The 26,478-nt window shown below is 62.4% G+C and carries 23 protein-coding genes; 7 read left to right on the top strand and 16 right to left on the bottom strand.

The window, feature by feature from the left end; translation table 11 throughout:
- Nucleotides 1-127: 127 nt before the first annotated feature.
- Both rpmA and rplU read right to left on the bottom strand, forming a co-directional pair.
- A complete protein-coding gene (gene rpmA / locus AB5Y80_RS03470) occupies nucleotides 128-385 on the bottom strand; it encodes a 50S ribosomal protein L27 (protein ID WP_010673199.1) in 258 nt (85 codons plus the stop codon).
- A gap of 17 nt (nucleotides 386-402) precedes the next feature.
- Nucleotides 403-714 (bottom strand): 50S ribosomal protein L21, encoded by a 312-nt coding sequence (gene rplU, locus AB5Y80_RS03465; RefSeq protein ID WP_005304210.1) that lies wholly within the window; start codon nucleotides 712-714, stop codon nucleotides 403-405.
- A 242-nt stretch (nucleotides 715-956) separates the two neighbouring features.
- Between rplU and ispB the strand changes: the two genes are divergently transcribed.
- Nucleotides 957-1,928: an octaprenyl diphosphate synthase gene (gene ispB / locus AB5Y80_RS03460; protein ID WP_010673198.1), complete on the top strand. Its 972-nt coding sequence runs from the start codon at nucleotides 957-959 to the stop codon at nucleotides 1,926-1,928.
- Between the two features lie 88 nt (nucleotides 1,929-2,016).
- Here ispB and AB5Y80_RS03455 read toward each other — a convergent pair whose 3' ends face one another.
- The 10 genes from AB5Y80_RS03455 to AB5Y80_RS03410 all read right to left on the bottom strand — a co-directional run bounded on the left by AB5Y80_RS03455 (nucleotide 2,017) and on the right by AB5Y80_RS03410 (nucleotide 12,650).
- Nucleotides 2,017-2,205 (bottom strand): DUF2065 family protein, encoded by a 189-nt coding sequence (locus AB5Y80_RS03455; RefSeq protein WP_010673197.1) that lies wholly within the window; start codon nucleotides 2,203-2,205, stop codon nucleotides 2,017-2,019.
- 91 nt (nucleotides 2,206-2,296) lie between these two features.
- Nucleotides 2,297-3,181, bottom strand: coding sequence for a protease modulator HflC (gene hflC / locus AB5Y80_RS03450; protein ID WP_323941823.1), 885 nt, complete (start codon nucleotides 3,179-3,181; stop codon nucleotides 2,297-2,299).
- 3 nt (nucleotides 3,182-3,184) lie between these two features.
- Entirely contained in the window at nucleotides 3,185-4,336 is a 1,152-nt protein-coding gene (hflK, locus tag AB5Y80_RS03445; protein WP_010673195.1) for an FtsH protease activity modulator HflK, read from the bottom strand.
- A gap of 93 nt (nucleotides 4,337-4,429) precedes the next feature.
- Nucleotides 4,430-5,716, bottom strand: coding sequence for a ribosome rescue GTPase HflX (hflX, locus tag AB5Y80_RS03440; RefSeq protein ID WP_368172524.1), 1,287 nt, complete (start codon nucleotides 5,714-5,716; stop codon nucleotides 4,430-4,432).
- Between the two features lie 63 nt (nucleotides 5,717-5,779).
- Nucleotides 5,780-6,043 carry an RNA chaperone Hfq gene (hfq, locus tag AB5Y80_RS03435; protein WP_368172523.1) on the bottom strand — a complete coding sequence of 88 codons (264 nt, stop codon included), beginning with the start codon at nucleotides 6,041-6,043 and terminating at the stop codon, nucleotides 5,780-5,782.
- 72 nt (nucleotides 6,044-6,115) lie between these two features.
- Nucleotides 6,116-7,033, bottom strand: coding sequence for a tRNA (adenosine(37)-N6)-dimethylallyltransferase MiaA (gene miaA / locus AB5Y80_RS03430; protein ID WP_080990034.1), 918 nt, complete (start codon nucleotides 7,031-7,033; stop codon nucleotides 6,116-6,118).
- A 92-nt stretch (nucleotides 7,034-7,125) separates the two neighbouring features.
- Complete coding sequence (gene mutL / locus AB5Y80_RS03425) at nucleotides 7,126-9,009, bottom strand: DNA mismatch repair endonuclease MutL (protein WP_201969580.1); 1,884 nt, start codon at nucleotides 9,007-9,009, stop codon at nucleotides 7,126-7,128.
- A 106-nt stretch (nucleotides 9,010-9,115) separates the two neighbouring features.
- Entirely contained in the window at nucleotides 9,116-10,666 is a 1,551-nt protein-coding gene (locus AB5Y80_RS03420) for an N-acetylmuramoyl-L-alanine amidase (RefSeq protein ID WP_048208301.1), read from the bottom strand.
- On the bottom strand, nucleotides 10,657-11,130 hold the full coding sequence (gene tsaE, locus AB5Y80_RS03415) for a tRNA (adenosine(37)-N6)-threonylcarbamoyltransferase complex ATPase subunit type 1 TsaE (protein ID WP_029313846.1): 474 nt from the start codon (nucleotides 11,128-11,130) through the stop codon (nucleotides 10,657-10,659). Before tsaE ends, AB5Y80_RS03420 begins: the two co-directional genes overlap by 10 nt.
- Before the next feature lie 17 nt (nucleotides 11,131-11,147).
- Nucleotides 11,148-12,650 (bottom strand): NAD(P)H-hydrate dehydratase, encoded by a 1,503-nt coding sequence (locus AB5Y80_RS03410; protein WP_257709772.1) that lies wholly within the window; start codon nucleotides 12,648-12,650, stop codon nucleotides 11,148-11,150.
- A 99-nt stretch (nucleotides 12,651-12,749) separates the two neighbouring features.
- On the opposite strand from AB5Y80_RS03410, the gene queG reads away from it, so the two are divergent.
- Nucleotides 12,750-13,904 carry a tRNA epoxyqueuosine(34) reductase QueG gene (gene queG, locus AB5Y80_RS03405; protein ID WP_368172522.1) on the top strand — a complete coding sequence of 385 codons (1,155 nt, stop codon included), beginning with the start codon at nucleotides 12,750-12,752 and terminating at the stop codon, nucleotides 13,902-13,904.
- Nucleotides 13,905-13,987: 83 nt separating this feature from the next.
- Entirely contained in the window at nucleotides 13,988-14,731 is a 744-nt protein-coding gene (gene ppgK, locus AB5Y80_RS03400; RefSeq protein ID WP_010673187.1) for a polyphosphate--glucose phosphotransferase, read from the top strand.
- A gap of 51 nt (nucleotides 14,732-14,782) precedes the next feature.
- Here the strand turns inward: ppgK and AB5Y80_RS03395 are convergent, their stop codons facing one another.
- Nucleotides 14,783-15,238 carry a hypothetical protein gene (locus AB5Y80_RS03395; protein ID WP_039040959.1) on the bottom strand — a complete coding sequence of 152 codons (456 nt, stop codon included), beginning with the start codon at nucleotides 15,236-15,238 and terminating at the stop codon, nucleotides 14,783-14,785.
- Between the two features lie 471 nt (nucleotides 15,239-15,709).
- Here AB5Y80_RS03395 and metN point away from each other — a divergent pair, with 471 nt between their 5' ends.
- From metN to rfaH, 4 genes are all read left to right on the top strand, one after another.
- The gene (gene metN, locus AB5Y80_RS03390) at nucleotides 15,710-16,753 is read left to right on the top strand and encodes a methionine ABC transporter ATP-binding protein MetN (protein ID WP_368172521.1); all 1,044 of its coding nucleotides are present in this window, start codon (nucleotides 15,710-15,712) and stop codon (nucleotides 16,751-16,753) included.
- Nucleotides 16,734-17,387, top strand: coding sequence for a methionine ABC transporter permease (locus tag AB5Y80_RS03385; protein ID WP_368172520.1), 654 nt, complete (start codon nucleotides 16,734-16,736; stop codon nucleotides 17,385-17,387). Before metN ends, AB5Y80_RS03385 begins: the two co-directional genes overlap by 20 nt.
- Before the next feature lie 26 nt (nucleotides 17,388-17,413).
- Entirely contained in the window at nucleotides 17,414-18,214 is an 801-nt protein-coding gene (gene metQ, locus AB5Y80_RS03380) for a methionine ABC transporter substrate-binding lipoprotein MetQ (protein ID WP_010673183.1), read from the top strand.
- Between the two features lie 97 nt (nucleotides 18,215-18,311).
- The gene (gene rfaH, locus AB5Y80_RS03375) at nucleotides 18,312-18,812 is read left to right on the top strand and encodes a transcription/translation regulatory transformer protein RfaH (RefSeq protein ID WP_226043802.1); all 501 of its coding nucleotides are present in this window, start codon (nucleotides 18,312-18,314) and stop codon (nucleotides 18,810-18,812) included.
- A gap of 167 nt (nucleotides 18,813-18,979) precedes the next feature.
- Here rfaH and AB5Y80_RS03370 read toward each other — a convergent pair whose 3' ends face one another.
- From AB5Y80_RS03370 to AB5Y80_RS03360, 3 genes are read right to left on the bottom strand one after another with little or no spacing between them, the layout of a single operon-like run.
- Nucleotides 18,980-20,956 (bottom strand): methyl-accepting chemotaxis protein, encoded by a 1,977-nt coding sequence (locus AB5Y80_RS03370; protein ID WP_368172519.1) that lies wholly within the window; start codon nucleotides 20,954-20,956, stop codon nucleotides 18,980-18,982.
- Nucleotides 20,957-20,993: 37 nt separating this feature from the next.
- On the bottom strand, nucleotides 20,994-22,205 hold the full coding sequence (locus AB5Y80_RS03365) for an EAL domain-containing protein (RefSeq protein ID WP_368172518.1): 1,212 nt from the start codon (nucleotides 22,203-22,205) through the stop codon (nucleotides 20,994-20,996).
- On the bottom strand, nucleotides 22,198-26,472 hold the full coding sequence (locus tag AB5Y80_RS03360) for a transporter substrate-binding domain-containing protein (protein WP_368172517.1): 4,275 nt from the start codon (nucleotides 26,470-26,472) through the stop codon (nucleotides 22,198-22,200). Before AB5Y80_RS03360 ends, AB5Y80_RS03365 begins: the two co-directional genes overlap by 8 nt.
- Nucleotides 26,473-26,478 lie beyond the last annotated feature (6 nt).

Genomic DNA, 26,478 nt, shown 5'->3' with positions numbered 1-26,478 from the left:
GCGAGGCGCATCTGGCCGATGAGGGCTGTCTGCGCCGGCTCATCCGCGTGCCGTTTTTTCGTCAAACTCATCAGAAAAACAAAAGCCCCGCCAGGTTGGCGGGGCTTCGGATCCTTGCGGTCCGTAATTACTCAGCAACGATGCTGACGTACTTACGATTCTGCGGACCTTTAACTTCGAACTGCACTTTACCGTTCGCGGTAGCGAACAGAGTGTGGTCCTTGCCCAGACCAACGTTCTCACCAGCGTGGAACTTGGTGCCGCGCTGACGAACGATGATGCTGCCAGCCAGAACTGTTTCGCCGCCGAAACGCTTCACGCCCAGGCGTTTAGCTTCAGAATCGCGACCGTTGCGGGATGAACCGCCAGCTTTTTTGTGTGCCATCTATCGGACTCCTCTAATTAAGCGCTGATGCCAGTGATTTTGACTTCAGTGAACCACTGACGGTGGCCCGCTTGCTTACGGTGGTGCTTACGACGACGGAACTTGACGATAGTCACTTTCTCGCCACGGCCGTGAGCCACAACTTCAGCCACAACCTTGCCACCTTCAACGAAAGGAGCACCTACTTTGAAAGTGTCGCCTGCAGCAACCATCAGCACTTCGTTGAAGTCGATGGTAGCGCCAGTCTCAACGTTCAGCTTTTCCAGACGAACGATTTGACCTTCGGCCACACGGTGTTGTTTTCCGCCGCTTTGGAATACCGCGTACATTTGATTAACTCCGTAAAGGCGTGTCTTTTGCTCAAGGCCAGACACGCACAAAAACCTATAACAATGGGCGGGCATTCTACGCAGAACGATTTGCCGAGGCAAGGCCAATTTAGCAAAAAGTTTATTTTGTGCGCATATCTGCCCCCGTGAATAAACGCCTAACTGTAACCCATTGTGAAATCGTGTAGAATCCCCGCCATTGCTAAAAACGCAGTAAATGCTGCCGTCACGTTACGAGACTTATGGACCAACAGACTATCCGTGCGCTCTGTGCCGCCGACATGACGGCGGTCAATGAACTGATCCTGGCGAGACTCCAGTCCGATGTCAGCCTGATCAACCAGCTGGGTTTCTATATTGTCAGTGCAGGCGGAAAACGGATGCGCCCCATGCTGACCGTGATGGCCGCACGCGCACTGGGCTATGAGGGTGAAGATCACCTGAAACTGGCCGCCATCATCGAGTTCATTCACACCTCCACCCTGCTGCACGACGACGTGGTCGACGAATCCGACCTGCGCCGCGGCCGGGAAACCGCCAACGCCCTGTTTGGCAACGCCGCCAGTGTCCTGGTGGGTGACTACCTCTACAGCCGCTCCTTCCAGATGATGAGCGAACTCTCCAACCTGAAGGTGATGGAGATCCTCTCCGATGCCACCAACACCATCGCCGAAGGCGAAGTGCTGCAGCTGATGAACTGCAACGATCCGGATACCACGGAAGAGAGCTACATGACGGTCATCTACTGCAAGACCGCCAAGCTGTTTGAAGCCGCGACCCGACTCGCCGCCGTGCTGACCCATCAGCCCGAGCCCGTCGAGCAGGCCATGACCGACTACGGCAAGTACCTGGGTACCGCGTTCCAGATCATCGACGACGTGATGGACTACTGCTCCCAGAGCGAGGAGATGGGCAAGAACGTGGGTGACGATCTGGCTGAAGGCAAGCCGACCCTGCCGCTGTTGCGCGCCATGGAAGTGGGTACCCCGGAAGAGCGTCAACTGGTGCGCGATGCCATCGAGCACCGCAACGGTATGGATCACCTGGAGCGTATTCTGGGCATCCTGGATCGCACCGGAGCTCTCGAATACTCCCGCCAGCGGGCTCGGGAAGAGGCTGACAAGGCCATCGCCGCCCTCGCCATCCTGCCGGACTCCCGGCACAAGCAAGCGCTGGAGACCCTGGCCCACATGGCGGTGCAGCGCAGCGCCTGATGCCAGCCGGCGGACAATAAAAAAGAGGCCAGAGGGCCTCTTTTTTATTGTCCGAATTCACCGTGCCACTGTCGTATCAACACAGGCTCTAACGGGCCAACGCCCACAAGATGACGCCACCTGCCACCACCAGACAGCCGCCGATGCGACGCAGCTGTTCCGGCGGCAACTCCCCGAGCAGGCGCAGCATCTGCTGCCATGCCCTGGGAGCGAGCAAGGGCCCCAATCCTTCGAAGAGCAGCAGCAACCCCAGCCCCATCAACATGGATGTCAGCATCACCTCTCCTTATACCTGTTCCCCTGCCGGTCTGTGACCGCCAAACAAAAGGGCCTGAATCATCAGGCCCTTGGGTCATATCAACACATGTTTACTGCTTGTTGCCGTGCGGCGACTTGAGGTAGCGGAAGAACTCGCTGTCCGGTTTCAGGACCATGAGGTCGTTGCCACCGGCGAAGCTCTTGCGATAGGCCTCCATGCTGCGCACGAAACTGAAGAACTCCGGGTCCTTCTTGTAGCTGTCGGCATAGATCTTGGCGGCTTCGGCATCCCCTTCACCACGCAGTTGACGGGCATTACTCTCGGCGTCGGCGATCATCACGGTCACCTTGCGGTCGATGTCGGCACGCAGGATCTCGGCCTGCTCGCGGCCCTGTGAACGGTGTTCACGGGCAACCGCGGTCCGCTCGGCACGCATCCGCTGATAGATGGAACTGGAAACTTCCACCGGCAGGTTGATCTGCTTGATGCGCACATCCACCACCTTGATGCCGAGCTCGGAGGAGCGCGCCATCTTCATCAGGGCATCTTCCATCACGGTACTGCGCTCGCCGGAGACGATGTCCTTGATGGTGCGGTTACCGATCTCGGAACGCAGGCCGTTGTTGATCTTGCGCTTGAGCAGGTCTTCAGCCTGGATCTTGTTGCCACCACCGGTCGCCAGGTAGTACTTGGAGAAGTCCTCGATCTTCCACTTCACGTAGGAGTCGATGATGAGGTCCTTCTTCTCGGACGTAACGAAGCGATCCGCCTGGCCTTCCAGAGTCTGGATGCGGGCATCCATCTTGCGTACCTGGTCGATGAGCGGCACCTTGAAGTGCAGACCCGGCTCGTACAGGCGCGGTTCACCAGAGTCGACCCGTTTCACCTTGCCAAACTGCACCACGATCCCCTTCTGTCCTTCATCGACGATGAAGATGGAAGAGAAGCAGACCATGGCGGCCACAGCGATGACACCAATAGCTAGCTTTTTCATCTATCAGTTTCTCCCTGTGCTGAAACGATCACCGCCACGCAGCGGGGTCGGAGTGGAGTTGGCCCCTTCGTTGGACGGCTGCGCCGCCTCGACTGCTGGGGTGCCCGCAGGACGTGCCGGTTGCACGGCATTCGCCTTGCCAGAGAGCTTGTCGAGCGGCAGGTAGATCATGCTGTTGTTGCCAGCCGGCATGTCGACCACCACCTTGTTGGCCTGCTGATAGAGCTCTTCCATGGTTTCCAGGTAGATACGATCACGGGTCAGCTCGGGCGCGGCCTGATACTGGGGCAGCAGCTCGTTGAAGCGAGCGACTTCACCCTTGGCCTTCAACACGATCTGGGACTTGTAGGCTTCGGCCTCCTGCTCCAGACGTTTGACCTGGCCACGAGCCTTGGGCTCCACTTCACGGGCATAGGCTTCCGCTTCACGGATGAAACGCTGCTCATCTTCCTGGGCGGAGATGGCGTCATCAAACGCATCCTTCACCTCTTCCGGCGGACGCGCCGGCAGGAAGTTGACGTCCACGATCTGCAGACCCATCTGATAGGGCTCGATGATGCTGTCGATCACCTGCCAGGTTTCCTGACGCACCTTCTCACGACCCGTGGTCAGCACATCATCCATCCGGGTGTGACCCACCACGTAGCGCAGGGCGCTGTCGGTGGCCTGGCTCAGGCTCTCGTCTGCGTTGGTCACGCTGAACAGGTACTGCTCGGGATCGACCACGCGATACTGCACGTCCATCTCGACCCGCACCACGTTTTCATCCTGGGTCAGCATGAAACCGGACGCCGGCAGGGAACGGACAGACTCCACGTCCACCGGGATCACCCGGTCGATGAAGGTCGGTTTCCAGCGCAGGCCGGGATCCACGTTGTGGGAGTATTCGCCAAAGCGCAGCACCACGCCCCGCTCGGCTTCGCGAATGGTGTAGAAGCCGCTGACGACCCACACCACCACGGCCACCACCAGCGCGATGGAGAGGCCGAACTTGCCGACGTCACCACCACCGGATTTGCCACCACCGAGCAGACCGCCAAAACGACGGCTCACCTTGCGAAGCATCTCGTCCAGATCAGGGGGGCCCTGATTCTTGCCGTTGTTCCCCCAGGGGTCACGGTCTTTGCCATTGTTACCAGGCTCATTCCAAGCCATCAGCGTCTCCATTAATACATGCGGATGGATATCATCTCTATCGGGCCACAGAGGGGCGATGAAGTCAGCAAACCAGTTATGTTCATCGACCCATCAAGGCCTGATAAAGCGTTGTAAACTCTCACCTTCTTGTTTCATGAGGCGGTTCCAGTCAGCCAGTTGCAGGCGAACTTCCAGCACAAAGTCCCCCTCTTCGCTGAAACCTTCCTGCTCGATACCTTTCAGCCGATAGAGCGCACTGCGCAGTCTGGCGGCGGAAGGGGGCAGTTGCAGGGTGTGATGCACCATGGAGCCGGCCAGCAGTTCGGTCAGTGCCTGGAACAGGTATTCACTGCCCTCGCCAGTCTGGGCCGACAACCAGACTCGCACCGGTCGTCCAGCCTCATCCCGTTCAAGACCAGCTGGACGATCCCCCAGCTTGTCGATCTTGTTGCAGATCATCAGTTGGGGACGGTCATCCGCCTCGATCTCGGCCAGCACACGCTGGACCGACTCGATATTCTCCTGCATCTGTTCATCGGCGCAGTCCACCACGTGCAGCAGCAGGTCCGCTTCGCGAGTCTCCTGCAGGGTCGCCTTGAAGGCCGCGACCAGATCATGGGGCAAGTGCCGAATAAATCCAACTGTATCCGCCAGGATCACATCACCCACATCCTGGATCACCAATTTGCGCAGGGTGGGGTCCAGGGTTGCGAACAATTGGTCGGCAGCATACACGCTGGCATCTGTAAGTTGGTTGAACAAAGTGGATTTTCCGGCGTTGGTATACCCCACCAGAGAAACGGTCGGCACTTCGTTGCGGTTGCGGGCACGGCGCCCCTGCTCCCGCTGCTTGGCCACCTTGTCGAGGCGGCGCAAAATGGCCTTGATGCGCTCACGCAGCAGGCGTCGGTCGGTTTCAAGCTGGGTTTCACCCGGGCCGCGCAGACCGATCCCCCCCTTTTGTCGCTCAAGGTGGGTCCAGCCTCGCACCAGACGAGTGGAAAGATGGCGCAACTGGGCCAGTTCGACCTGCAACTTGCCTTCGTGAGTGCGGGCGCGCTGGGCGAAGATATCGAGGATAAGGCCTGTTCTGTCCACGACCCGGCACTGGAACAGACGCTCCAGGTTGCGCTCTTGGGCGGGGGTCAGGGCATGGTTGAAGATGACCACGTCGGCGTCCAGCATCTGGACCTGGGACGCGATCTCTTCCGCCTTGCCGCTGCCGACAAAAAATTTGGCGCTGGGTGCGCTGCGACTGGTGGTGATCACCCCCAGTGCATTGACCCCGGCCGAGCTCACCAGCATCTTGAGCTCGTCCAGATCCTCCCGCTCGCCCTCATCGCTGAAGTTGACATGTACCAGAACGGCCTGTTCACCAGCTTCGTAACGGTCAAACAAGCGCTTGCTCCTTGACAGGTATCATGATGGATCTGAGTTGGCGAGTGGACTCGCCGCAGGATATCACGCCTCGGCTTCACCCTGCTCTTCACCGGCGGCGCCCGGGGTGTGCTGGTGATGGTTGACGGCACGGGCCGGCACCACGGTGGAAATGGCGTGCTTATAGACCATCTGGCTCACGGTGTTCTTCAGCAGAATGACAAACTGGTCAAACGATTCGATCTGACCCTGCAGTTTGATGCCGTTCACCAAATAGATAGAAACAGGAATACGCTCACGGCGCAGCGCATTCAAAAACGGGTCTTGGAGAGATTGCCCCTTAGCCATCTTTCTTTTCCTTATAGTTTGTTGTTTTTAAACACCGGATATTCAATATAACAACCTGATTATACAGGAGTGTCAAGCCGGACCAGCTTGGGCGACGACCCTGGCCAGATTGCCAGACTCACCAGATTCCAACCAGGTCACATCAGGCCAACCGCGCAACCAGGTCATCTGACGCTTGGCCAACTGGCGGGTGGCAACAATGCCGCGATAACGCATCTCATCATACTCCACTTCCCCCGCCAGGTAGTCCCACATTTGGCGGTATCCCACGCAGCGAATGGAGGGAAGATCCGGGGTGAGATCCCCCCGCTCGTAAAGCGCCCTGACCTCCTGCTCGAAGCCGCTGCCCAGCATCTTGTCAAACCGCTGTTCGATGCGCTGGTGCAGCACGGCCCGATCCCTCGGCGCGATGGCAAACTGCAGCGCCCGGTAGGGCAGCCCCTCTCCCTGTACCTGGGTCAGCTCGGTGAGGGTCTTGCCGCTGATGCGGTAAACCTCGAGCGCCCGGCACAGGCGCTGGGGATCGTTGGGGTGGATGCGGGCACCGGCCACCGGGTCGATGCGCACCAGTTCGTCATGGAGCGCCTGCCAGCCGAGGCGGGCAGCCTCTTCCTCGATGCCGGCCCGCACGGCGGGATCGGCGGAAGGCAGCGGAGAAAGCCCCTCCAGCAGCGCCTTGAAATAGAGCATGGTACCGCCCACCAGCAGCGGAATGCGGCCACGGTCGGCGATCTCTTTCATCTCCCGCAGGGCATCCTTGCAAAAATCCGCCGCCGAATAGCTCATGGCGGGATCCAGGATGTCGATGAGCCGATGCGGGGCCTGCGCCAGCTCGGCTGGCGTCGGCTTGGCGGTGCCTATGTCCATGCCGCGATAGATGAGCGCGGAGTCCACGCTGATGATGTCGCAGGGCAGGGCCTGGCACAGTTCAATGGCGAGATCCGTCTTGCCGGAGGCCGTCGGCCCCATCAGAAAAATTGCAGTCGGCAAGTCAGCCACGTTAAACACTCCCTTCGGCCGCCACTTCACGGGCGAGCCGGCATAAAACTGGTCATATGGATGCAACAGACGACGAGACGCCGTCAGTTGCCATCGGCAAACTCGGCCAGCACGTTCGCCAGCGGCAACGGGCGCACCATGCGAACGTCTGCCAGTTGGTCACTGAAATCGGCAACAAGTTCCGTCAACAACCGGGTGGCAGTGGCAAAATCGTATATTTTTTCGGCACTTATGCCTTGTTCCACCAACCACTGGCATAGTACTCCAGCCTGCGCGTCTGCATCACTGTCAGATCCGCTCTCGACCAATTGCAACAATTCGGGTAAGAGGCGGGCCAGATCGGTCTGGCGCAGCAGGGCGGGCACCCGAGTCAGGATCATGGTGTCGCGTCCCCCGCTTTTCAACTCCAGCCCCATGCGTTTGAGCAGACGTTCCCGCTCCTCCACCAGGGCGACCAGGTTTTTCGGCAGCTTGAAGGAGACCGGCAGCAACAGAGGCTGGGCCGCCAGCCCCTGGCCCCAGGCATCCAGCAGCCAGTGGCGCAGCAACAGACGCTCGGCGCGCACCAGGGAGAGCAGCGCCAGTTGCCCCTGACGCTCCATCAGCAGATAGGCCTGCTCGACCAGGCTCAGGGCGCGCCACTCCCCCGTTCGGGCTGGCGTCTCGACGGCACCGCTCTCGGCTCCGGGCCGGGATGCCGGCGTCGCCACCTCGGGCAGGGTGGTGAGCAAGGCGCCCATGCCTCGCATCGCGGCCCGGCTCGGGGGTTCGGGAGGCTGGTAGTGTCCTCCCCTGCCACCACCGCCTTCCCGCACGCCGTCGCCATCTCGTGCAGGGGCAGGAGCCCGATAGCCGTGTTCGGCACCGTACCACTCGGTGCGCGGCGCCTGACCCGGATAGGTGATCTCCGGGCTGCCCGGCAGCTCGACCTGGGTCTCGGCCAGGGGTGCATCGGTGGCGCTCCCTGCTCCGTCGTGGCGCAAGGCGGTAAACAGCGCCTGGAAGATGAAGTCGTGGATGAGACGCGCCTGATGGAAACGCACTTCGTGCTTGGCCGGATGGACGTTGACATCTACCTGGCGGGGATCCAGCTCGATATAAAGCACATAGGCCGCGAAGCGATCGGCGGGCAGCAGCTCGTCATAGGCCTGGCGAATGGCGTGATTGATGAGCTTGTCCCGCATCATGCGGCCATTGACATAGGTGTATTGCAGGTCGTTCTGCGGCCTGGCTCCTGCCGGGGTGGCCAGCCAGCCCCACAACCGCACGTCGCTGTGTTCGCTCGATACCGCCAGGGCATGGTGCATGAAGGGGGAACCGCAGACGGCGGCGAGGCGGCGCTCCTGCTCCGCCACCGTGTTGGCCGCCTTGTACTGGCGCACCACCTTGCCGTTGTGGCGCAGGATCAGGGTAGCGTCGAAGCGGGAGAGCGCGATGCGGCGCACCAGTTCGTCGATGTGGGCAAATTCGGTCTTTTCGCTGCGCATGAACTTGCGCCGCGCCGGGGTGTTGAAGAAGAGATCCACCACCTCCACCGTGGTGCCCACCGGGTGGGCTGCCGGCTTGACGGTGACGCTCATCTCGCGCCCTTCCGCCTGGGCCTGCCAGGCCTCGCTCTGCTCTGCCGTACGGGAGGTGAAGGTGAGGCGGGAGACGGAGCTGATGGAGGCGAGCGCCTCCCCGCGAAAGCCCAGGCTGTTGATCCCTTCCAGATCGTCCAGGGTCGCCACCTTGGAGGTGGCGTGGCGCGACAGCGCCAGCACCAGCTCATCCCTGGCGACACCGCAGCCGTTGTCACGAATGCGGATAAGCTTGGCGCCTCCCTTGTCGATGTCGATCTCGACCCGGTCAGCCCCCGCATCCAGGCTGTTTTCCACCAGTTCCTTCACCACGGAGGAGGGCCGCTCCACGACCTCACCGGCAGCAATCTGGTTGGCCAGAATCGGCGGCAATATACGGATTGGCATCGCTTGCTCCTGCAGATGAAAAAGGGGAAGAGGTGGACCTGGCGCCATCAACGCTCACCGCCCCTCCCTGCCATCGGCAGAGAAGAGCGGCGTTCTTCAGCCCGCGCTATTTTCGCGGAATATAGAGCACCTGCCCTATCTGGATGTCCCGTGACTTGAGCTTGTTGATCTCCACCAGTCGCGCCTGACTCACCCCGTGTTTCTCGGCGAGACGGGAAAGACTCTGACCACGGGTCACCACGTGGCGGATCATGTTGGACTTGTCGTTGCTCTGCACGCTGGCTACCGGCGCACTCGGCTCCTGGGCTGCGACCTTGTAAGGTTTGATCACGCCGGCACCGGAGGCGCTGCCGACACTGCTGACCGGGGCGCCGCCATCACCGACGCGATAGGGCTCGCTCGCCGGCATCCGGTTGGTTACGACCTGCTGCGTTGGCTGGGCAGCCGGCTTGCTGACAGCGACCGGCTTGCTGGCAGGCGCCTGACGCGGCGGGGCAGCAACCTGGCCCTTGCCGGTGAGCATGGGCCCCTTGGTCGGATGACTGCGGTAATAGTTGCGGATCCCCTCGAAGATGGCCCGGGCCAGCTGATCCTGATAGCTGGCGGTGGCCAGCAGCTTCTCCTCGGCGTGGTTCGAGATAAAGCCCGTCTCCACCAGTACCGAGGGGATGTCCGGCGCCTTCAGCACCGCCAGACTCGCATGTTCCGGCGCCTTCTTGTGCAATCTGGCCACCCGGCCGAGCGAGCGCAGGATCTGGCGGCTGACGTCATAGCCCTCGGCCCTGGACTTGTCCATGGAGAGATCCAGGAAGGTCTGCGCCAGATAGGGGTTGGGATCGGATTCGGCCAATACCTTGCCAACGCCCCCCAGCAGCTCCCCCTGTTTCTCCTGCTTCTCGAGCCAGCTACCCATCTCGCGGTTGGCGCGATTGGTCGACAGCACCCAGACGGAGGCGCCGCGAGGAGTCGAGTTGTGGAAGCTGTCGGCATGCACCGACACCAGCAGGTCGGCCTTGGCCTTGCGGGCGATTTCGGAGCGTTTGTTGAGATCGACGAAGTAGTCGCCACGGCGGGTCAGCACGGCTCGCATGCCGGGCTCCCGGTCGATGAGGGCCGCCAGCTTCTGGGAGACCGCCAGGGTCACCCGTTTCTCGTAGGTGCGGCGCGGGCCGATGGAGCCCGGGTCTTCCCCACCGTGACCAGGATCGATGGCGATGACGATGGCCTTGCCGTGTCCCCCGACGGGAGCGGGCTGCGCCGCAGCGCTCCCCTTCTCTTCATAGGGAAGATCGATCACCAGACGGTGGCCATAGGGGCCTGCCGGCGCCAGCGGGAAGACCACCGGCTTGATGGCAGAGCCGAGATCCAGCACCAGTCGCAGGCCCCCCTTCTCCAGCGGCGTGCTCTCGCGGATCTTGCGCACCAGCTCGCTCTTGTTCTCGATGCGGGCCAGGTTGGTGGCGTTGCTCGCCCCTTTCAGGTCGATGACCAGACGGTTCGGACCGGTCAGGGTGAAGTAGTTGAAATTGGGGGCGCTGCTCATGTCGAGCACCACCCGGGTGTTGTCCGGTGATGGCCACACCCGCACACTCTTGAGCTGATTGGCCCAGGTGGGCAATGCCATCAGGGAGAGAACAAAAACAAGGATCACGCGCACTGAGATGACAACCGTTCCAGAATGGCTTCGCCGATAGCAGTGCGGGCATCAATCTGCACCTCGCGCTGCTCGTTTGCATAACTCAGGGTGATCTCGAGATCCGGGGCTGGCAGCCAGCCGTCGCCCTTCTCTGGCCACTCCACCAGGCAGAGGGTATCGGCGGCGAAATAGTCGCGAATGCCCATGAACTCCAGCTCTTCCGGGTCCGCCAGTCGATAGAGATCGAAGTGATAGACCTGCCACTGGGCAAGCTCATAGGGCTCCACCAGGGTATAGGTCGGACTCTTGACCTTGCCCTCATGACCCAGTCCCTGCACCCAGCCTCGGGTCAGGGTGGTTTTGCCGGCCCCGAGGGCACCGTGCAGAAATACCGTGGTGGCCTGTTGGCACGCCTTTGCCAGACGGCCACCCAGCGCCACTGTTGCTGCCTCGTCCGGCAGTGTCATCATCAAGGTTTTTGCCATGTTCTTCTTGTTACTTGTTACTGTGTCGGATTGACCAGACGACGGATCCAGGGCAGCAGATCCGATGCCAGCATGCCCCTCTCACCCTCGGCAGCCGCCAGATCGGCGGCCTCTGCGTGGATCACGGCCCCGAGTCGGGTGGCCATGCCCGCAGACCAGCCCTGAGCCAGAAGGGCGGCGATTATACCAGACAAGAGGTCACCCATGCCGCCACTGGCCATGCCGGGGTTGCCCTCGTCACACAGGGAAATGCGCCTGCCGTCGCAGATGAGCGACCCCGCCCCCTTGAGCAACACCACACCACCGTAGCGCTGTTGCAGTCGCGAGACGGCCGCAAACCTGTCCCCCTCGACCTCGGCGATGGAGCAACCCAGCAGGCGAGCCGCCTCCCCGGGGTGGGGTGTGAGCACCCAATTATCCTGATGACGGGGGGCCTGCGCCAGCCAATTCAATCCATCGGCGTCCAATACCAGTGGCACGGCGGCTCCGATGCCCTGTTCGAACCGAGCCCGGCCCCACTCATCCTGACCGAGCCCGGGGCCCAATACCTGCACCGATGCCCACCCTTCATCCATGTCCGCCGGGCATCCCATCAGCTCGGGTTGAACCAGGCTGGCCGCAGGGCAATCCGGGTGCTGGCGCAGGCGTACCAATCCCGCCCCCGCCCGCAGACAGGCCTGACCCGCCAGCAGGATGGCCCCCTGCATGCCGAGGTTCCCCCCCGTCAGCAGTACCTTGCCGCTGTGTCCCTTGTGAGCCGAGCGCCTGCGCGGGGTCAGCAACCCCTTGAGGCTGGGATAATCGATCCGCTCGGCAGCGGGAACCCGTTCCTCCCCCGGCGTCACTCCCAGGGGATCCCGGTCGAGGTGGCCGACTCCGTCTACCCCGTCGGCGGTGAGCATGCCCTGCTTGATGCCGATGAAAGTGAGGGTGCGGGTGGCACGCACCAGTGCGCCCATGGCGCGGCCGGTGTCGGCATTGAGACCGGAGGGGAGATCCACCGCCAGCACGGGCGCGTTCAAGCCATTGATTGTTGCGACGATCTTTGTCATTGACGAGGAGAGGGGAAGCTGGACGCCGGTACCGAGCAGTGCGTCTATGACCAGATCCGGCGGCGGCAGCGTGGCGGGCAGCAGATCCTCGGCCATGGTCACGCTCCCCCCCGATGCGAGCCACTCTTCGGCAGCCCGCCTGGCATCTCCCCTCAGCAGGCCGGGAGCCCGGGCGGCAATCACCAAAGGCTCGAGGCCGATGCGCCGGGCAAGGCGGGCCAGCACGTAGCCGTCACCGCCGTTGTTGCCAGGGCCGACGAAGATCCACCACTGGCGGCTGTCGGGCCAGTGGTGACAGGCATAGTTGCACAGCGCACTCCCGGCCCGCTCCATCAGCACATAGAGGGGAAGCCCCTCCTGCTCGGCCCAGCGCCGTTCCATGCTGCGGATCTGCTCGGCCCGCCACAGGGGTTGTGCTAGACTCTCCCACTCATTTTTGCGGATAGCGTCCCCGAACACCTCTACCATGACGGCCCCCACGTTTCATCATCCCATGACCCGGCAACTGGCACGCCATATTGCCGCCCTGCGCCTGCCACACTCCTGCAGGCAGAGGGGGGATGCTGCATGACGGCTGCCGAACTTGCGCAACTGGCCCACGATATCAAGCTCTGGGCAAGGGAGCTAGGATTTGACCAGGTCGGCATCGCCGACACCGACCTCACCCTGGAAGAGCCAAGGTTGCAGGCCTGGCTGGATGCCGGTTATCACGGCACCATGGACTACATGGCGCGCCACGGCATGATGAGGGCCCGCCCCCACGAGCTGTTGCCGGGCACCTTGCGGGTCATCTCGGTGCGGATGAACTATCTGCCGTTCGAGGCGGGCTTTGCCGCCACCCTGCGCGATCCCACCCTCGGCTACATCAGCCGCTATGCCCTCGGCCGCGACTACCACAAGGTGCTGCGCAACCGGCTAAAGCAGTTGGGGGAGCGCATCGAGCTGCGGTGCGACACCCTGTTGCGGGCGGCGGGACAACCCCTGGGCGAGTGGCGCCCCTTCGTCGACTCGGCCCCTATTCTGGAAAGGCCGCTGGCGGCCAAGGCCGGCCTTGGCTGGGTGGGCAAGCACTCGCTCCTGCTCAACGAGTCCGCCGGCTCCTTCTTCTTTCTGGGAGAATTGCTCATCGCCCTGCCGCTGCCCGTGGATGCCCCGGTGGAGAAGGAGCTGTGTGGCAAGTGCGTGGCCTGCATCAATATCTGCCCCACCGGTGCCATCATCGCCCCCTATGTGGTAGACGGACGGCGCTGCATCTCCTATCTCACCATCGAGAACGACGGCCCCATTCCCGAGGAGTTCAGGCCGCTCATGGGCAATCGCATCTATGGCTGTGACGACTGCCAGCTCATCTGCCCCTGGAACCGCTATGCCGATGCCAGCCCGGAGCCCGACTTCAGCCCGCGCCCCAATCTGCACCGCCCGCCCCTCTTGACCTTGTGGGGCTGGAGCGAGGCCGAATTTCTCAAGCACACGGAAGGCAGCCCCATCCGCCGCATCGGCTATCAGCGCTGGCGCCGCAACCTGGCGGTGGCCCTTGGCAACGGACCGGCCAGCAGCGAGGTCCTGGCCGCCCTGCAACAGGCGCTGCCTGAGGCGGCGTCCATGGTGGCCGAGCATATCGAGTGGGCGCTGGCGACCCTGGCCAGGCGTCAGCAGGAAGAGAATAAAAAGACGCGATTGCTGATCCGCTGCATCGAAAAAGGTCTGCCCGATCACGCATAAGTGATCTGGCACTTGCCGGATCGCAGCCATTTTTTCATGCTCTGCCGACCATTGAACATCGGCACAATAAAAGGAAGATTCTGATGCAGATGCTGGGAGTAGATATTGGGGGGTCCGGGATCAAGGGCTGCCTGGTCGACACCGAAACCGGGGAGCTGATTGGCGAACGCCACCGCATCGCCACACCGCAACCGGCAACCCCGGCCGCCGTGGCACACACCCTCAAGGCGCTGGTCGAGCACTTCCAATGGAAGGGTCCCGTGGGGTGCGGTTTTCCCGCCACCATCCACAACGGCATCGCCAAGAATGCCTCCAACATCGACAAGAGCTGGATTGAGACCGATGCCGCCCACCTGTTTGCCGATGTGACCGGCCTGCCCTGCCATGTCCTGAACGACGCCGATGCGGCCGGTCTGGCGGAGATGCGCTTTGGCACCGGGCAGGATCGCCAGGGCGTCATCATCCTCATCACCGTCGGCACCGGCATCGGTACCGCCGTCTTCGTCAATGGCCAGTTGCTGCCCAATACCGAACTGGGTCACCTGATGCTGGAAGGCATGGTGGCCGAACACTATTGCTCCGATGCGGTGCGCAAGCGCGAGGATCTTTCCTGGGGCCGCTGGGGCAAACGTTTCAACAAATACCTGGCTCGCCTGGAGTTTCTGTTCTCCCCCGACCTCTTCATCCTGGGGGGCGGCAGCGCCGCCAAGCTCGACAAGTTCATCGACAAAATTGAGACCCGGGCTCCCCTGGTGGCGGCCGCGAACCTCAACCAGGCCGGCATCATAGGCGCCGCCCTCTATGGCGCGGCCCGGCAAGGGGGCTGACCGCCAGCAACATCAGAAGACCCGGCCCGTGCCGGGTCTCTCCCATCCGGCTCATAGATCGTCGAGGCGATGAGCACCGTGTACCAGACGGGTCAGGCGGGATTGGGCCATGGAGGCCAGGGCTTTCAGCAGCGCCGCCGTATCGGGCGTGGGGCACTCCCGGGCCAGACGTTCCAGCTCGCCGATGAGCCTCTCCTCCTGGCGTGACACCAGGGCCACTATCTCCGCGGGCTGGGTTGTGGCGGGCAGCGCCAGACGATCCCCCTCGGCCAGCAGATCCTCGCCAAACCCCTGATCCAGCCAGGTCTCCTTCACCGCGCTGCCCATCTGCTCGCGATAATCGTGCAGATGGGCCGCCGCGGCATCCTCCCGCCCTTGCAGATAGGCCAGCAACATTCTGCTGCGCTCAGCATCCACCCGGGGGATCTGGCGCCCGTAAATGCGCCCTTGCCGATGATGAAGCTCCTCGAGATAGAGCATCAGGTCCTTGATCTGTTGGAATCGCATCTCGCCTCCCTCCTGGCATCCACCTGCAGCCAGTATAGGGAGCTGGCATGTCGACACGGCCACGAACTGGTCATTTATTGTTCTGCATCAAGGAGATGGAAAAGAAAGCAGAAAAAGAGACGGCAGGAGGAAGGGGAAACCGGCAGCGATGCTGCCCGGACGACCGGGCACCTTGCCCGAAGGGAGGCATCAAATCGACGACATAAAAGATATTTACCAGCTTATATTCGGACTAGATTCATAAAATCGGAATCTAATATTGATACTGGTGGTGATACCTCCACACCATAGTCAAATGGCGGGAATCCTTATCCATTTTTTAGACGTCTAGACGTAAAAACATGCGTTGACACAGCCATCCGGACATCTTAGCATCATCCTCCATGATGACAGAGCTACCCAGTGAAACCTCTGCCCAATTTACCCGCCTGTAGCGCCCTGTGCTTTAAGGCTGTTAGCACGGAAGAATCCATGATTAAGTTGATCGGTCTCAACAAAGTCTACGGTAAAGGCAGTGATGCCGTGCACGCCCTGCGTGACGTGAGCCTGCATGTGCCCCAAGGCAAGATCTTCGGGGTGATCGGTGCCTCCGGTGCCGGCAAGAGTACCCTCATCCGCTGCGTCAACCTGCTGGAGCGCCCCACCGAGGGGCAGGTCATCGTCGATGACCAGGACCTGGTCGCCCTGAGCGAGCGGGATCTGACTCAGGCTCGCCGCCAGATCGGCATGATCTTCCAGCACTTCAACCTGCTGGCCTCTCGCACCGTCTCCGCCAACATCGCCTTCCCGCTGGAGCTGGCGGGCTGGAGCAAGGACAAGATCCAGAGCCGGGTCAGCGAACTGCTGGCCCTGGTCGGGCTGGAAGCCCGTGCCCACGCCTATCCGTCCGAGCTCTCCGGCGGCCAGAAGCAGCGCGTCGCCATCGCCCGTGCCCTGGCACCGGCTCCCAAGGTGCTGCTGTGCGACGAGGCCACCTCGGCCCTCGACCCCCAGACCACCCGCTCCATCCTGACCCTGCTCAAGGAGATCAACGTCAAGCTGGGGCTCACCATACTGCTCATCACCCACGAGATGGACGTGGTGAAGGGGATCTGTGACGAGGTCGCCATCATCAGCGACGGTCGCCTGATCGAGCAGGGAGAGGTGGCCTGGTTCTTCAGCAACGCCAAGACCCAGCTGGCCCGCGACTTCATCCACTCCACCATCCATCTGGAGGTGCCGCAGGAGTATCAGGAGCGGATGAGTGCGGAGCGCGTGCCCGGCAGCTACCCCCTGGTCAAGCTCGGCTTCACCGGCGCGACCGTCGATTCGCCGCTCATCTCCGAGGTGAGCCGCCGTTTCAACATCGATATCAGCATCCTGAGTGCGGACATCGAATACGCCGGCGGGGTCAAGTTCGGCTTCCTGCTGGCCGAGCTGTTCGGGGACGAGGCCCAGTGCGAGGCATCCCAGCAGTTCTTCATCGACAACCACATTCAGCTGGAGGTAATGGGCTATGTCCGAAGCAATGATTAACCTGCTCATCACGGCCCTCGGCGACACCCTGATCATGGTGTTTGCCTCCGCCCTGTTCGGTTGCCTGCTCGGCCTGCCGCTCGGCGTGGCGCTGCACGTGACCAAGGCAGGCCAGATCCTGGCCAATCCGCTGCTCAACAAGGTCCTGGGCGTCATCGTCAACGTCGGTCGCTCCGTGCCCTTCATCATTCTGCTGGTCGCCATCATTCCGTTGACCCGCTTCATCGTCGGCACCAGCATCGGCACCATCGCCGCCATCGTGCCGCTGACCGTGGGCTGCATTCCCTTCATCGCCCGCCTGGTGGAAGGGGCCCTGATGGAGGTGCCTGACGGCCTGCTGGAAGCGGCCAAGGCCATGGGGGCCAAGCCCCTGCAAATCATCGCCAAGGTGCTGCTGCCCGAGGCCCTGCCGGGGATCCTCAACAGCGTCATCATCACCCTCGTCACCCTGGTGAACTACTCCGCCATGGCAGGTGCCATCGGAGGCGGTGGTCTCGGTGATGTGGGTATTCGCTACGGCTACCAGCGTTTCGATCCCACCGTCATGCTGGTCACCGTGGTCATTCTGGTGGTGCTGGTTCAACTCATCCAGAGCGCGGGTGAGCGCCTGGTCAAACAATGTGATCATCGTTAATCGTCGATTTCTGACAGGAGGTTTTTATGAAATTGGGCATCAAATCCGCAGCCGCTGCGCTGCTGGCAACCCTGGTACTGGTCGGCTGCGGCCAGAAGGAAGAGAACAAGACCCTGAAGGTGGGCGCCATCGCCGGTCCCGAGACCGAGCTGGTTGAGACCGCGGCCAAGGTGGCCAAGGAAAAATACGGCCTGACCGTCGAAGTGGTCACCTTCTCCGACTACGTCACCCCGAACGTGGCCCTGAACGACGGCAGCGTCGACGTCAACGCCTTCCAGCACAAACCCTACCTGGATGCCCAGATCCGTGATCGCGGCTTCAAGCTGGTGCCGGTCGGCAACACCTTCGTCTACCCGATCGCCGGTTACTCCAAGAAGGTCAAGGCCCTGTCCGAGCTGAAAGACGGTGCCCAGATCGCGGTGCCGAACGATCCGACCAACCTGGGTCGTTCCCTGATCCTGCTGGAGAAGCAGGGCCTGCTGAAGCTGAAAGAGGGTGCCGGTCTGGAAGCGACCGTACTGGACATCGCCAGCAACCCGCGCAACTTCAAGATCGTCGAGCTGGAAGCCGCACAACTGCCGCGCTCCCTGGAAGACGTGGATCTGGCCATCATCAACAACACCTTCGCCGGTCAGATTGGTCTGACCCCGACCGAGAACGGCCTGTTTGTCGAAGACAAGGAGTCCCCCTACGTCAACCTGATCGTTGCTCGCGAGAACAACAAGGACGACGAGAAGGTCAAGGAGTTCGTTCAGTCCTTCCAGACCGACGAGGTCTTCAAGAAGGGGACCGAGCTGTTCAAGGGCGGTCTGGTGAAAGGTTGGTAATCACTCACTCTGGAAAAAAGGCCACGTCAAGCGTGGCCTTTTTTTTTACCCCCGTTATCATAGCCACAAGCACGGCAACACGAAAAACAGAACAACAATGAAGAAATGGTATCTGGCCTACTGCAAACCCAAGGAAGAGGCCCGCGCCCGCGCCCATCTGGCAGCCCAGGGCGTGGAATCCTATTACCCCATGGTCGAGATTGAAAAACTGCGGCGAGGCAAGCGCGTGCCCCAGCGCGAGCCCATGTTCCCCAACTATCTCTTCATCTACGTGGATCTGGAAGAGGTCACCCCGATCACCCTGAAATCGACCCGGGGCATCAGTCGCATCATCCACTTCGGCAAGGAGTGGACCCCCGTCAGCAGCCAGCTGATCTACCGGCTCATGAGCCGGGACGACAGCGACGAGGCGCGCGCCAGCTATGCCCGTCTGCCGACCCAGGGAGACAAGGTACTTATCGAATCCGGCCCCCTCGCCGGGTTTGAAGCCATCTATCTGGAGCCGGATGGCGAAAAGCGGGCCATCCTGCTGGTCAACCTGCTCAACCAGGAGACCTGCAGCAGCTTCGAAAACCAGGCCTTCCGCCGCCTGGAGTGACCCGTCCTGTCGGCAGAAAGAGCCACAGGGCAGTACACAAGACACCATCCCTCTGCTCCCGATCGGTCAGGACCGCACCTGCGTCGTGCGTCCTTCCGCCACCAGGTTTTCGGGCCGAAAAAAACGGGGCAGACCCAGAGGTCTGCCCCGTTTTTCTCTTCCTTTCGTCAGGCATCCAGTTCGAAGCGGCTGATGGCCGATGTCAGTCTCCCCGTCTCCCGGGTCAGGCGGGCGGCGATCTGCTCCCCCTGCTGGCCATGCTCGCTGGACTGATGGCTGAGCCCGGCAATCTCCTCCACCGTGCCCGCCACCTCCTGCGCCGCCCTTGACTGCTGCTCGGTGGCGGTGGCGATGGCGGCAAGCTGGCCGCTGAGATCCTGCACCAGCGTCGCCATCGACTCCAGAGTCTCGGTCACCGAGGCCACGGCGCAGCGCCCCTGCTCCACCAGCAGGGTACCGCTGCCCACGGTATCCGCGGTCTCCCGGGTCTGCTGCTGGATGCTGGCAATGGTCTGGTTGATCTCCATGGTCGATGCGCTGGTGCGGCTGGCCAACTGCCTCACTTCATCGGCCACCACGGCAAATCCCCGTCCCTGCTCACCGGCTCGCGCCGCCTCGATGGCCGCATTGAGTGCCAGCAGATTGGTCTGCTCGGCGATGGTGGCGATCACTTCGGTGACCCTCCCCACCTGCTCGCTCTGGCTGCTGAGCTGCGTCATCGCCTGGTTTGCCTGGGCAATCATGGCACCAATCTGCGCCATGGTGGTCCCCATGCGGGCGAGGGCCTGCTCCCCCTCCCTTGCCTGTTGCTCGGTCTGGCGAGCCGCTCCCGCCGCGTCCGCAATGTTGCCCGCCACATCCCGGGTACTGACCGACATCTGCTCGATGGCGGCTGCCACCGCATCGAGACGCTGATTCTGGCTCGCCAGATCATCCACGATGGCATTGGTGGTCTGGCCCACCTCGCGGCCAGCCCCTTCCACCTGACCGACCGCCCCCTGGATCTCCCCCACCAGCTCGCGCAACTGTGCCGACATCCGATTGATGGAGCCCGTGAGCCCTCCCAGCTCATCCTGACGAAGCACGGGCAAGGGGGTGACGGGGAGGCGGCCATCGGCCACCAGGCCCGCCCGTTTCACCAGGCTGGCGATGTCCCGGGTCAGGCGCCGGCTGAACAGCAGGGCCACCAGGGTGCCCAGCAGGATGACGCTGGTGGTGGCCAGCAGCAGGGTGCGGTGAATGGTCTGACTGGCGGCCGCCATCTCCCCCGCCATCTTGTCCACCTCGGCACGGGTATGGGTCACCTGGGTCGCCAGCTGATCCGCCAGCCGGGTCAGGGCGGGCTCTATCTCGGTGGCCATCAGGTGGTTGGCCCTGTCCCAGTCCGGAGCCTGGCGCTTCTCGATCACCTGACCGACCAGCTCGGCAAAGGGGGCTGACATCTCTTCAAAGAGCGTCCAGAGCCCCTTTTGTGCCTCGGTGAAGTTGGCCTCTTGCTGTTTCAGCTCGGCCACCCGCTGCTGGTGGAACTGGTAGTAGTCCCGGTACTTGTCCAGGTACTCCTTCTCCCCCGAGATGAGGAAATCCCGCAGGGCGGAGAGCGCATTGCCCAGGCTGTTGTAGGCATCCCCCACCTGCTTGAGCAGCAGGCGCCTGTCACCGGGCAACGTCGCCTGGGGCGTCGCCACCTCTTCATTGGCAAAAGACTGCAACTGATCGAGGGCCGACTCCGCCAGGGGGCCGGCCTCCAGCAGCATCAGGGTGTGGGCGGGCAGGTTCTCTTCGGTGTGAGCCAGGGCCCACACCTGTGACTGTGCCCCCTTGAAATCCTTGAGTGCCCGGGTCAGGTCGGGAGTGAAACGCTGGCGTTCGATGGCGTGCCAGGCCTCTTCCCACTCCTGCTTGATGCGATCACCCTGTGCCGGATCCTTGCCGAGGATGAGATAGGCCCGCAGGGAGGAGACGGTGGCAATCAGGGCTTTCTGGCTCGCCTCGTCCCGCTGCAGGGCGGGCAGGGCCTGGGCCAGCAAGGCATCTTGCGAGCCTTCGATCCGGCCGAGCTGATGATAGACAAGGGCGGAGGAGAGAATGATGAGCAGGTTGATAAAACAGAAGCTCAACAACAACTTGCTTGATATTTTCATGGCCATCCTTGGAATTCGTCGGGCATCCTGCCCGGGATTAGCGTCTGATGAGCGCGGGCAAACGAGCCCGCCAACCCTGATGCCATCCCATCAGCTCCTCGCGGGGCATGGGACGGGCGGAGAAGAAGCCCTGGCATTGATCGCACCCCAGCTTCGCCAGCAATTGCCAGGTCGCCTCATCTTCGACCCCCTCGGCCACCGATTTCAAGCCCAACTTGCGAGCCAGCTCGATGCTGGACTCGATGATGGCTAGGCGAGAGGGATCTTCATAGCAGCGATCCACGAAGGATCTGTCCAGTTTCAACTCGGTAAAGGGGAGCAGGGCGAGCTGCTGCATGGAGGAGTAGCCGGTCCCGAAATCATCGATGGAGAGACCAAAACCGTGCATCCGCAAGCGGGTCAGCACCTCCAGCGACTTGCCGAGATCCTTGACGAAGGCGCTCTCGGTCACTTCGAGGGTGATGAGCTCGGGGTTGATGCTCCAGCGCTGGCAGTGGCTGAGCAGGGTGTTGCACAGATCCCCCTCGATGAGGGAGGTGGTAGAGAGGTTCATCGACAGGTTCAGGGAGAGCCCGGTCTTCTCCCACAGGTGGCCGTCCCGCAGAGCCTTGCCGATGATCACCTCGGTGAGCGGGTCGATGAGCCCGTTGTGCTCCGCCAGCGGGATGAAACGGGCCGGCGAGATGAGGCCATATTCGGGGTGCTGCCAGCGGGCAAGCGCTTCCATGCCGAGCCACTCCCCGTTGTGAAAACCCACCTTGGGTTGATACCAGGGCAGCAACTGGTCCTGATCCAGCGCCCGGCGCAGCTCATCCAGGGTCAGGTGATAACCATCCTCTTCCTGGCTGCGCACCTGCTGGGGCCGCCAGGCACCGATGAGCTGCGCGATCTGCTGGGAAGACGCGGGTTTCTCGATGCGCCCCAGCACCTGCAGGCCATAGGCCCGGCTCATGCGCAGCACGGCATCGACCACGTCATCCTCCAGGGCGCTGCACAGCACAATGCCGCCGCGGAACCCGCCAAGGGAGAGGCGGCGCAGCAGCGCCATGCCATCCATGCCCGGCATACGCAGATCGCAGAACAGGATGTCGACCCTGTGGTGCTGACACTGTGCCAGCGCCTCCTCCCCGTCCTGCGCCTCCAGCAGGTTGCCGTAGCCCAGTCCGCGGATCTGGTGCATCAGGGCCTTGCGCTGGAAGTTGTGATCCTCCACCACCATGATCGCCAACTCATGCCGTGCGCTATTCATCGAGCCATAACCCCGTTTCACCTCTGATAGAGTCCATCAATGCCTGTACCGCCCTGGCCAGGTCATCGAGCTTGTCCAGTTGTTTCAATCTGGCCGCCGCCTCCAGCCGGGCCGCCTCCTCTGCCAATGCCTGCTGTCCTACCATGCGCGCGGCCCCCTTGATGCGATGTGCCGTCTCCACCAGCGCCTGGGTATCCTGGCTGGCCAGCGCCAGCCTCATGTCCTCGCCATCCTGCTCGTTGGCTTCCAGGTATTCGCTGGCCATGCTGCGTGCCACCGCCTCATCCCCGAACAGGGTCAACCAGCTTATGCCTGGCAGCTGAACCCTGGCTTGCCGGGGCGCCTCCGAGGCGAGCTGTTCTTCCTGAGCCGGCAACCAGCGTCCCAGGGTCTGGCTCAGGGCATCCAGGCTGTAGGGCTTGAACAGCATGTCGTTCATGCCGGCATCACGCATCTGTTGGCTCGCCTCCTCAGAGGTATCGGCCGTCACCCCGATAATGGGAGCACTGTCCCCGGCATCCCGCAAGGCTCGCGTGAGGGCATAGCCATCCATCACCGGCATGTGGCAGTCGGTCAGCAGCAGGGCGAAGTCCTGCCCCTGCCAGGCGCGCAGCGCCTCCTCGCCATCTTCCACCACCTCGGACTCGAGCCCCAGGATAGCGAGCTGTCTCGTCAGCAATGCCCGGTTGACGGGGTGATCATCGGCCACTAGCACCCGCCCCTTGAGCTTCTCCCCCTCCATCCCCATCGACTGGCTCGCCTGCTGGTTGAACAGTGACTGGCAGGTTTCCAGCAACAGATCCGGGTAGAGAGGCGATTGTCCCAGTCGCCACCAGGCGTCGCCACCCATGCGCCCCCGCAGGGCCTCATGGGGAGAGAGTACTATGCCCTTGAGGTTCGAACGCTGCAAACAGGCCAGCCAGTCACTGCCAAGGGCCTGCTCCAGGTGATTCTCCTGCGCCAACAGATGCCCCTCGAGGGGCTGCTGCCAATGGTGTGCCTCCATGCGTACCAGTCTGGCGCCCAGCCTGGCCATCACCGATTCCAGCCCCTCATCCTCCCCAAACCACCACCATACCTGGCCGGTCAGGGGGGGCGCTTCCCACTGGCACTCGGCCAGAGGCAACGTGAAAGTCACGCAGGTGCCCATTCCGGGGGTACTCTCCAGGGTCAGGCTCCCCCCCATTTTCTGGGTGAGTTGATGACAGATGGCAAGCCCAAGCCCGGTGCCGCCAAATCGGCGGTTGGTGTCGGACTCCACCTGCTTGAACGGGATGAAGAGGGTGCGCTGCTGCTCCAGGGCGATGCCGATCCCGGTATCCCGGACCCGGAAGGCCAGCCGGTCGTCTTCATAATCCACCTGGATGGCGATCGCCCCCGCCTCGGTGAACTTCACCGCGTTGTTCAACAGATTGGAGATCACCTGCCCCACCCTTATCCCGTCGATGCAGGCCAGATCCGGCACCGTCTTTCCCCACCGCAGCGTCACGTTGAGCCCTTTGCCATAGGCCAGGGCCGCATGTCCCCGGATGACATCGCAAATCACCGAGGTCAGGCGGCAGTGATGGGGGTGCAGTTGCAACTGCCCGGCTTCCATCTTGGAGAAGTCCAGGATGTCGTTCACCAGATAGAGCAGGTGGTTGGTGGAGGTCGAGATATTGCGCAACATGTAGCGCTGATCGTCATCCAGCGGGCTCATTTGCAGCAGCTCCAGCATGCCGTGCATGCCGGAGATGGGAGTGCGAAGCTCATGACTCATGGTGGCGAGGAAGCGGCTGCGCGCCTGGGTCGCCTCCTCCGCCACCCGCCTGGCCTGGCGCAGCTCCAGCTCCTGGCGCTTGAGCTTGGTGATGTCCTGCACCACGCCGTTCAATATGACCCCTTCAAGCCCCTCCTGGTGAACGAAATGACCACGGATCTGCAAATAGCCCGCCTCCCCCTGGCGCCGGATCTCCACCTCGAGATCCAGCGGCTGCATGCTCAGGGCATGACGATCCACCGTGGCCACGAAGTCCTGGTGCGCCTTGCCTGTCAGCCCCAGGATGGAGGCACCGGTGACCGCCATGCCGACCAGGTCCTCTTCCACCCCCACCATCTCCCTGACCCCTTGCGAGGTGTAGAGGAAGTGCCCCTTGCCCGGCCCAAGCCAGTGATACTGATAGACCAGACCCGGCATGCTGTCGGTGATCTGGGTCAGCCGGGTCTGCGCCTCCTGGGCCGCAAACCGCGCCTGCTCCAGCTCGGTCACGTCGGTCAGCACGGTCAGGATCCCGAGCCGCTTGTCATCGGGCCCCGCAAAGAGCCGCTTGGTGTAGATCATCTGGTGCAGGCGATCGTCATCAAACCGGATCTCGCCCCGTCCATGAAGCTCCTCTCCGCTCTCCCAGACGCTGGCATCCTCCTCCATCACCCTGGCACGGATCGACTCGGGCAATCGATCCTGGAGCAACCGCTCATAGGAGCCCGTCAGGTTCTCCCCGCCGAGGAACATCTGCCGATACGCCCGGTTCGTCATTGCCACTTCATAGCGCTCGTTGGTCAGCACCACCTGGTTGGGCAGGGCATCCAGCATCATCTGGACAAACACCAGCTGCTCCTCGAGCCGCCGCTCGGCCTCCCGCCGCTGGCTGATCTGGCGGCGCAACGTCCGGTTCCAGCCCATGAACAGCAAGAGGCAGAGCAGGAAAATGCCGCCGCCGAGGGAGGACCAGAGCAGCACCGTCTTCGGATCCAGTCCCGTCTGTATGGTCAGGGAGAGCCACTTTTTCTCCAGGGCGGAGAGCTCGTCGGGGGGAATGGCGATCAGCACCTTGGTGAGGATCTGCTGCAGCATGGGGTCCTGCAACTGGGTCGCCATGGCGATGGGTACCCGCAGGTCGCTGCCGGAGAAGACCACCTGGTAGCGGTCGCTGAATCCCTTTTGCAGCGACTGCTCCAGGGTGGTGGTGCTCATCAGCACATAGTCGACCTTCTGCTGGTCCAGCAGGGGCAGCAATTCGGCATCGCTGGCCACCGGCACGGCGATGGCCCCCACCTCGTTCAGCAAGACCTGCTCCACCGAGCCCCCCACCATGCCCACCCTGTGCCCTTTCAGTGCCCTGGCGGCGGTGAGCTCGGCCATCCCCTGCCTCGCCACGACCACCCGGTTGATCGACGCGTAGTTGGGGGTAAACCGGGCAAACTGCTGACGCTCCGCGGTGGGAGTCATGGCCGGGATGAGATCCAGCTTGCGATCCTGGAAGAGCGCCATGCTCTGGGCCCAGCTCCGGGTCGGCACCAGGGTGAACTGGAGCCCGGCACGCTGGCTCATCAGTGTCAGCAGATCGGCAATGAGCCCCTTGAGCCGCCCCCTGTCGTCCACCTCGCTCATCCCGGGCCAATCCGGAGCAACCCCGTAGCGGATGACCGGATGTGCTTGCAACCACGCCTGCTCCTGCGGATTGAAGACGATCTCCCTGCTCCTTTTCACCAGGGCATAGTCGAGGATATCCCCCGCCTCCAGAATGGCGCGACGCTCGAGGGGAGAGATATCCTCGAGGGCCCGCTCCAGCAATCCCTGCAAGACATCATTCCTGGGCGCCACGGCCATGGCGAGGGAGGTATCCCTCATCCAGTCGATCCTGGCCAGCGCCATGCCCGCCATGGCTTGCAGCCTGTTCAGCATGGGCAGTTCGGCCAGGTAGGCATCCGCCTTGCCCTCCTTGAGCATGAAGATCGCCTCGTCCCGGCTGTCGGCCGTGATCAGGTTCGAGATCCCAAGGCGCAGCAGCTCATCGCAGGCGCTGACACCGAAGACGCAGACCCAGCGCACCCCATAGGCCTCCTCCAGGGAGAGGCTCTCCCGCCCCCCCGTCAACAGCACGGCCCGGGGCAGTGCCATCAGCTCGGAGGTAAATTGCATCTGCAGGGTGCGGGTCGGGCTCGGAGCCACCCCGATCAACATGTCGACCTTGCCATCCAGCAAGGCCTGCTGGACCGCCGCATTGTTGGCATAGGCACGGTAGCGAAGGCTCACCCCCAGCCTGGCTGCAATCTGGGAGGCGAATTCATCCAGGGGGCCGGTGAAGTTGCCGCGCCCATCGGTATAGACATAGGGTGGCCAGGCCGCCGAAGGCATGCCGACGACCAGTTCATCATGGGTGGCAAGCCAGTGCAGTTCGTCCAGGGTGAAGTTGCTCTGGTCCAGTTGCGCCGGCGCGGCCGCAACCATCAGGCTCCAGAAAGCCAGACCACATAGCAGGATGAGACGACAGCAGCGGCGGAACATTATCAA

Origin of the sequence: Aeromonas sp. R2-1 (assembly GCF_040908425.1) — a bacterium.
Taxonomy (GTDB): Bacteria; Pseudomonadota; Gammaproteobacteria; order Enterobacterales; family Aeromonadaceae; genus Aeromonas; species Aeromonas caviae.
This window is presented reverse-complemented; position numbering and strand designations above follow the sequence as displayed.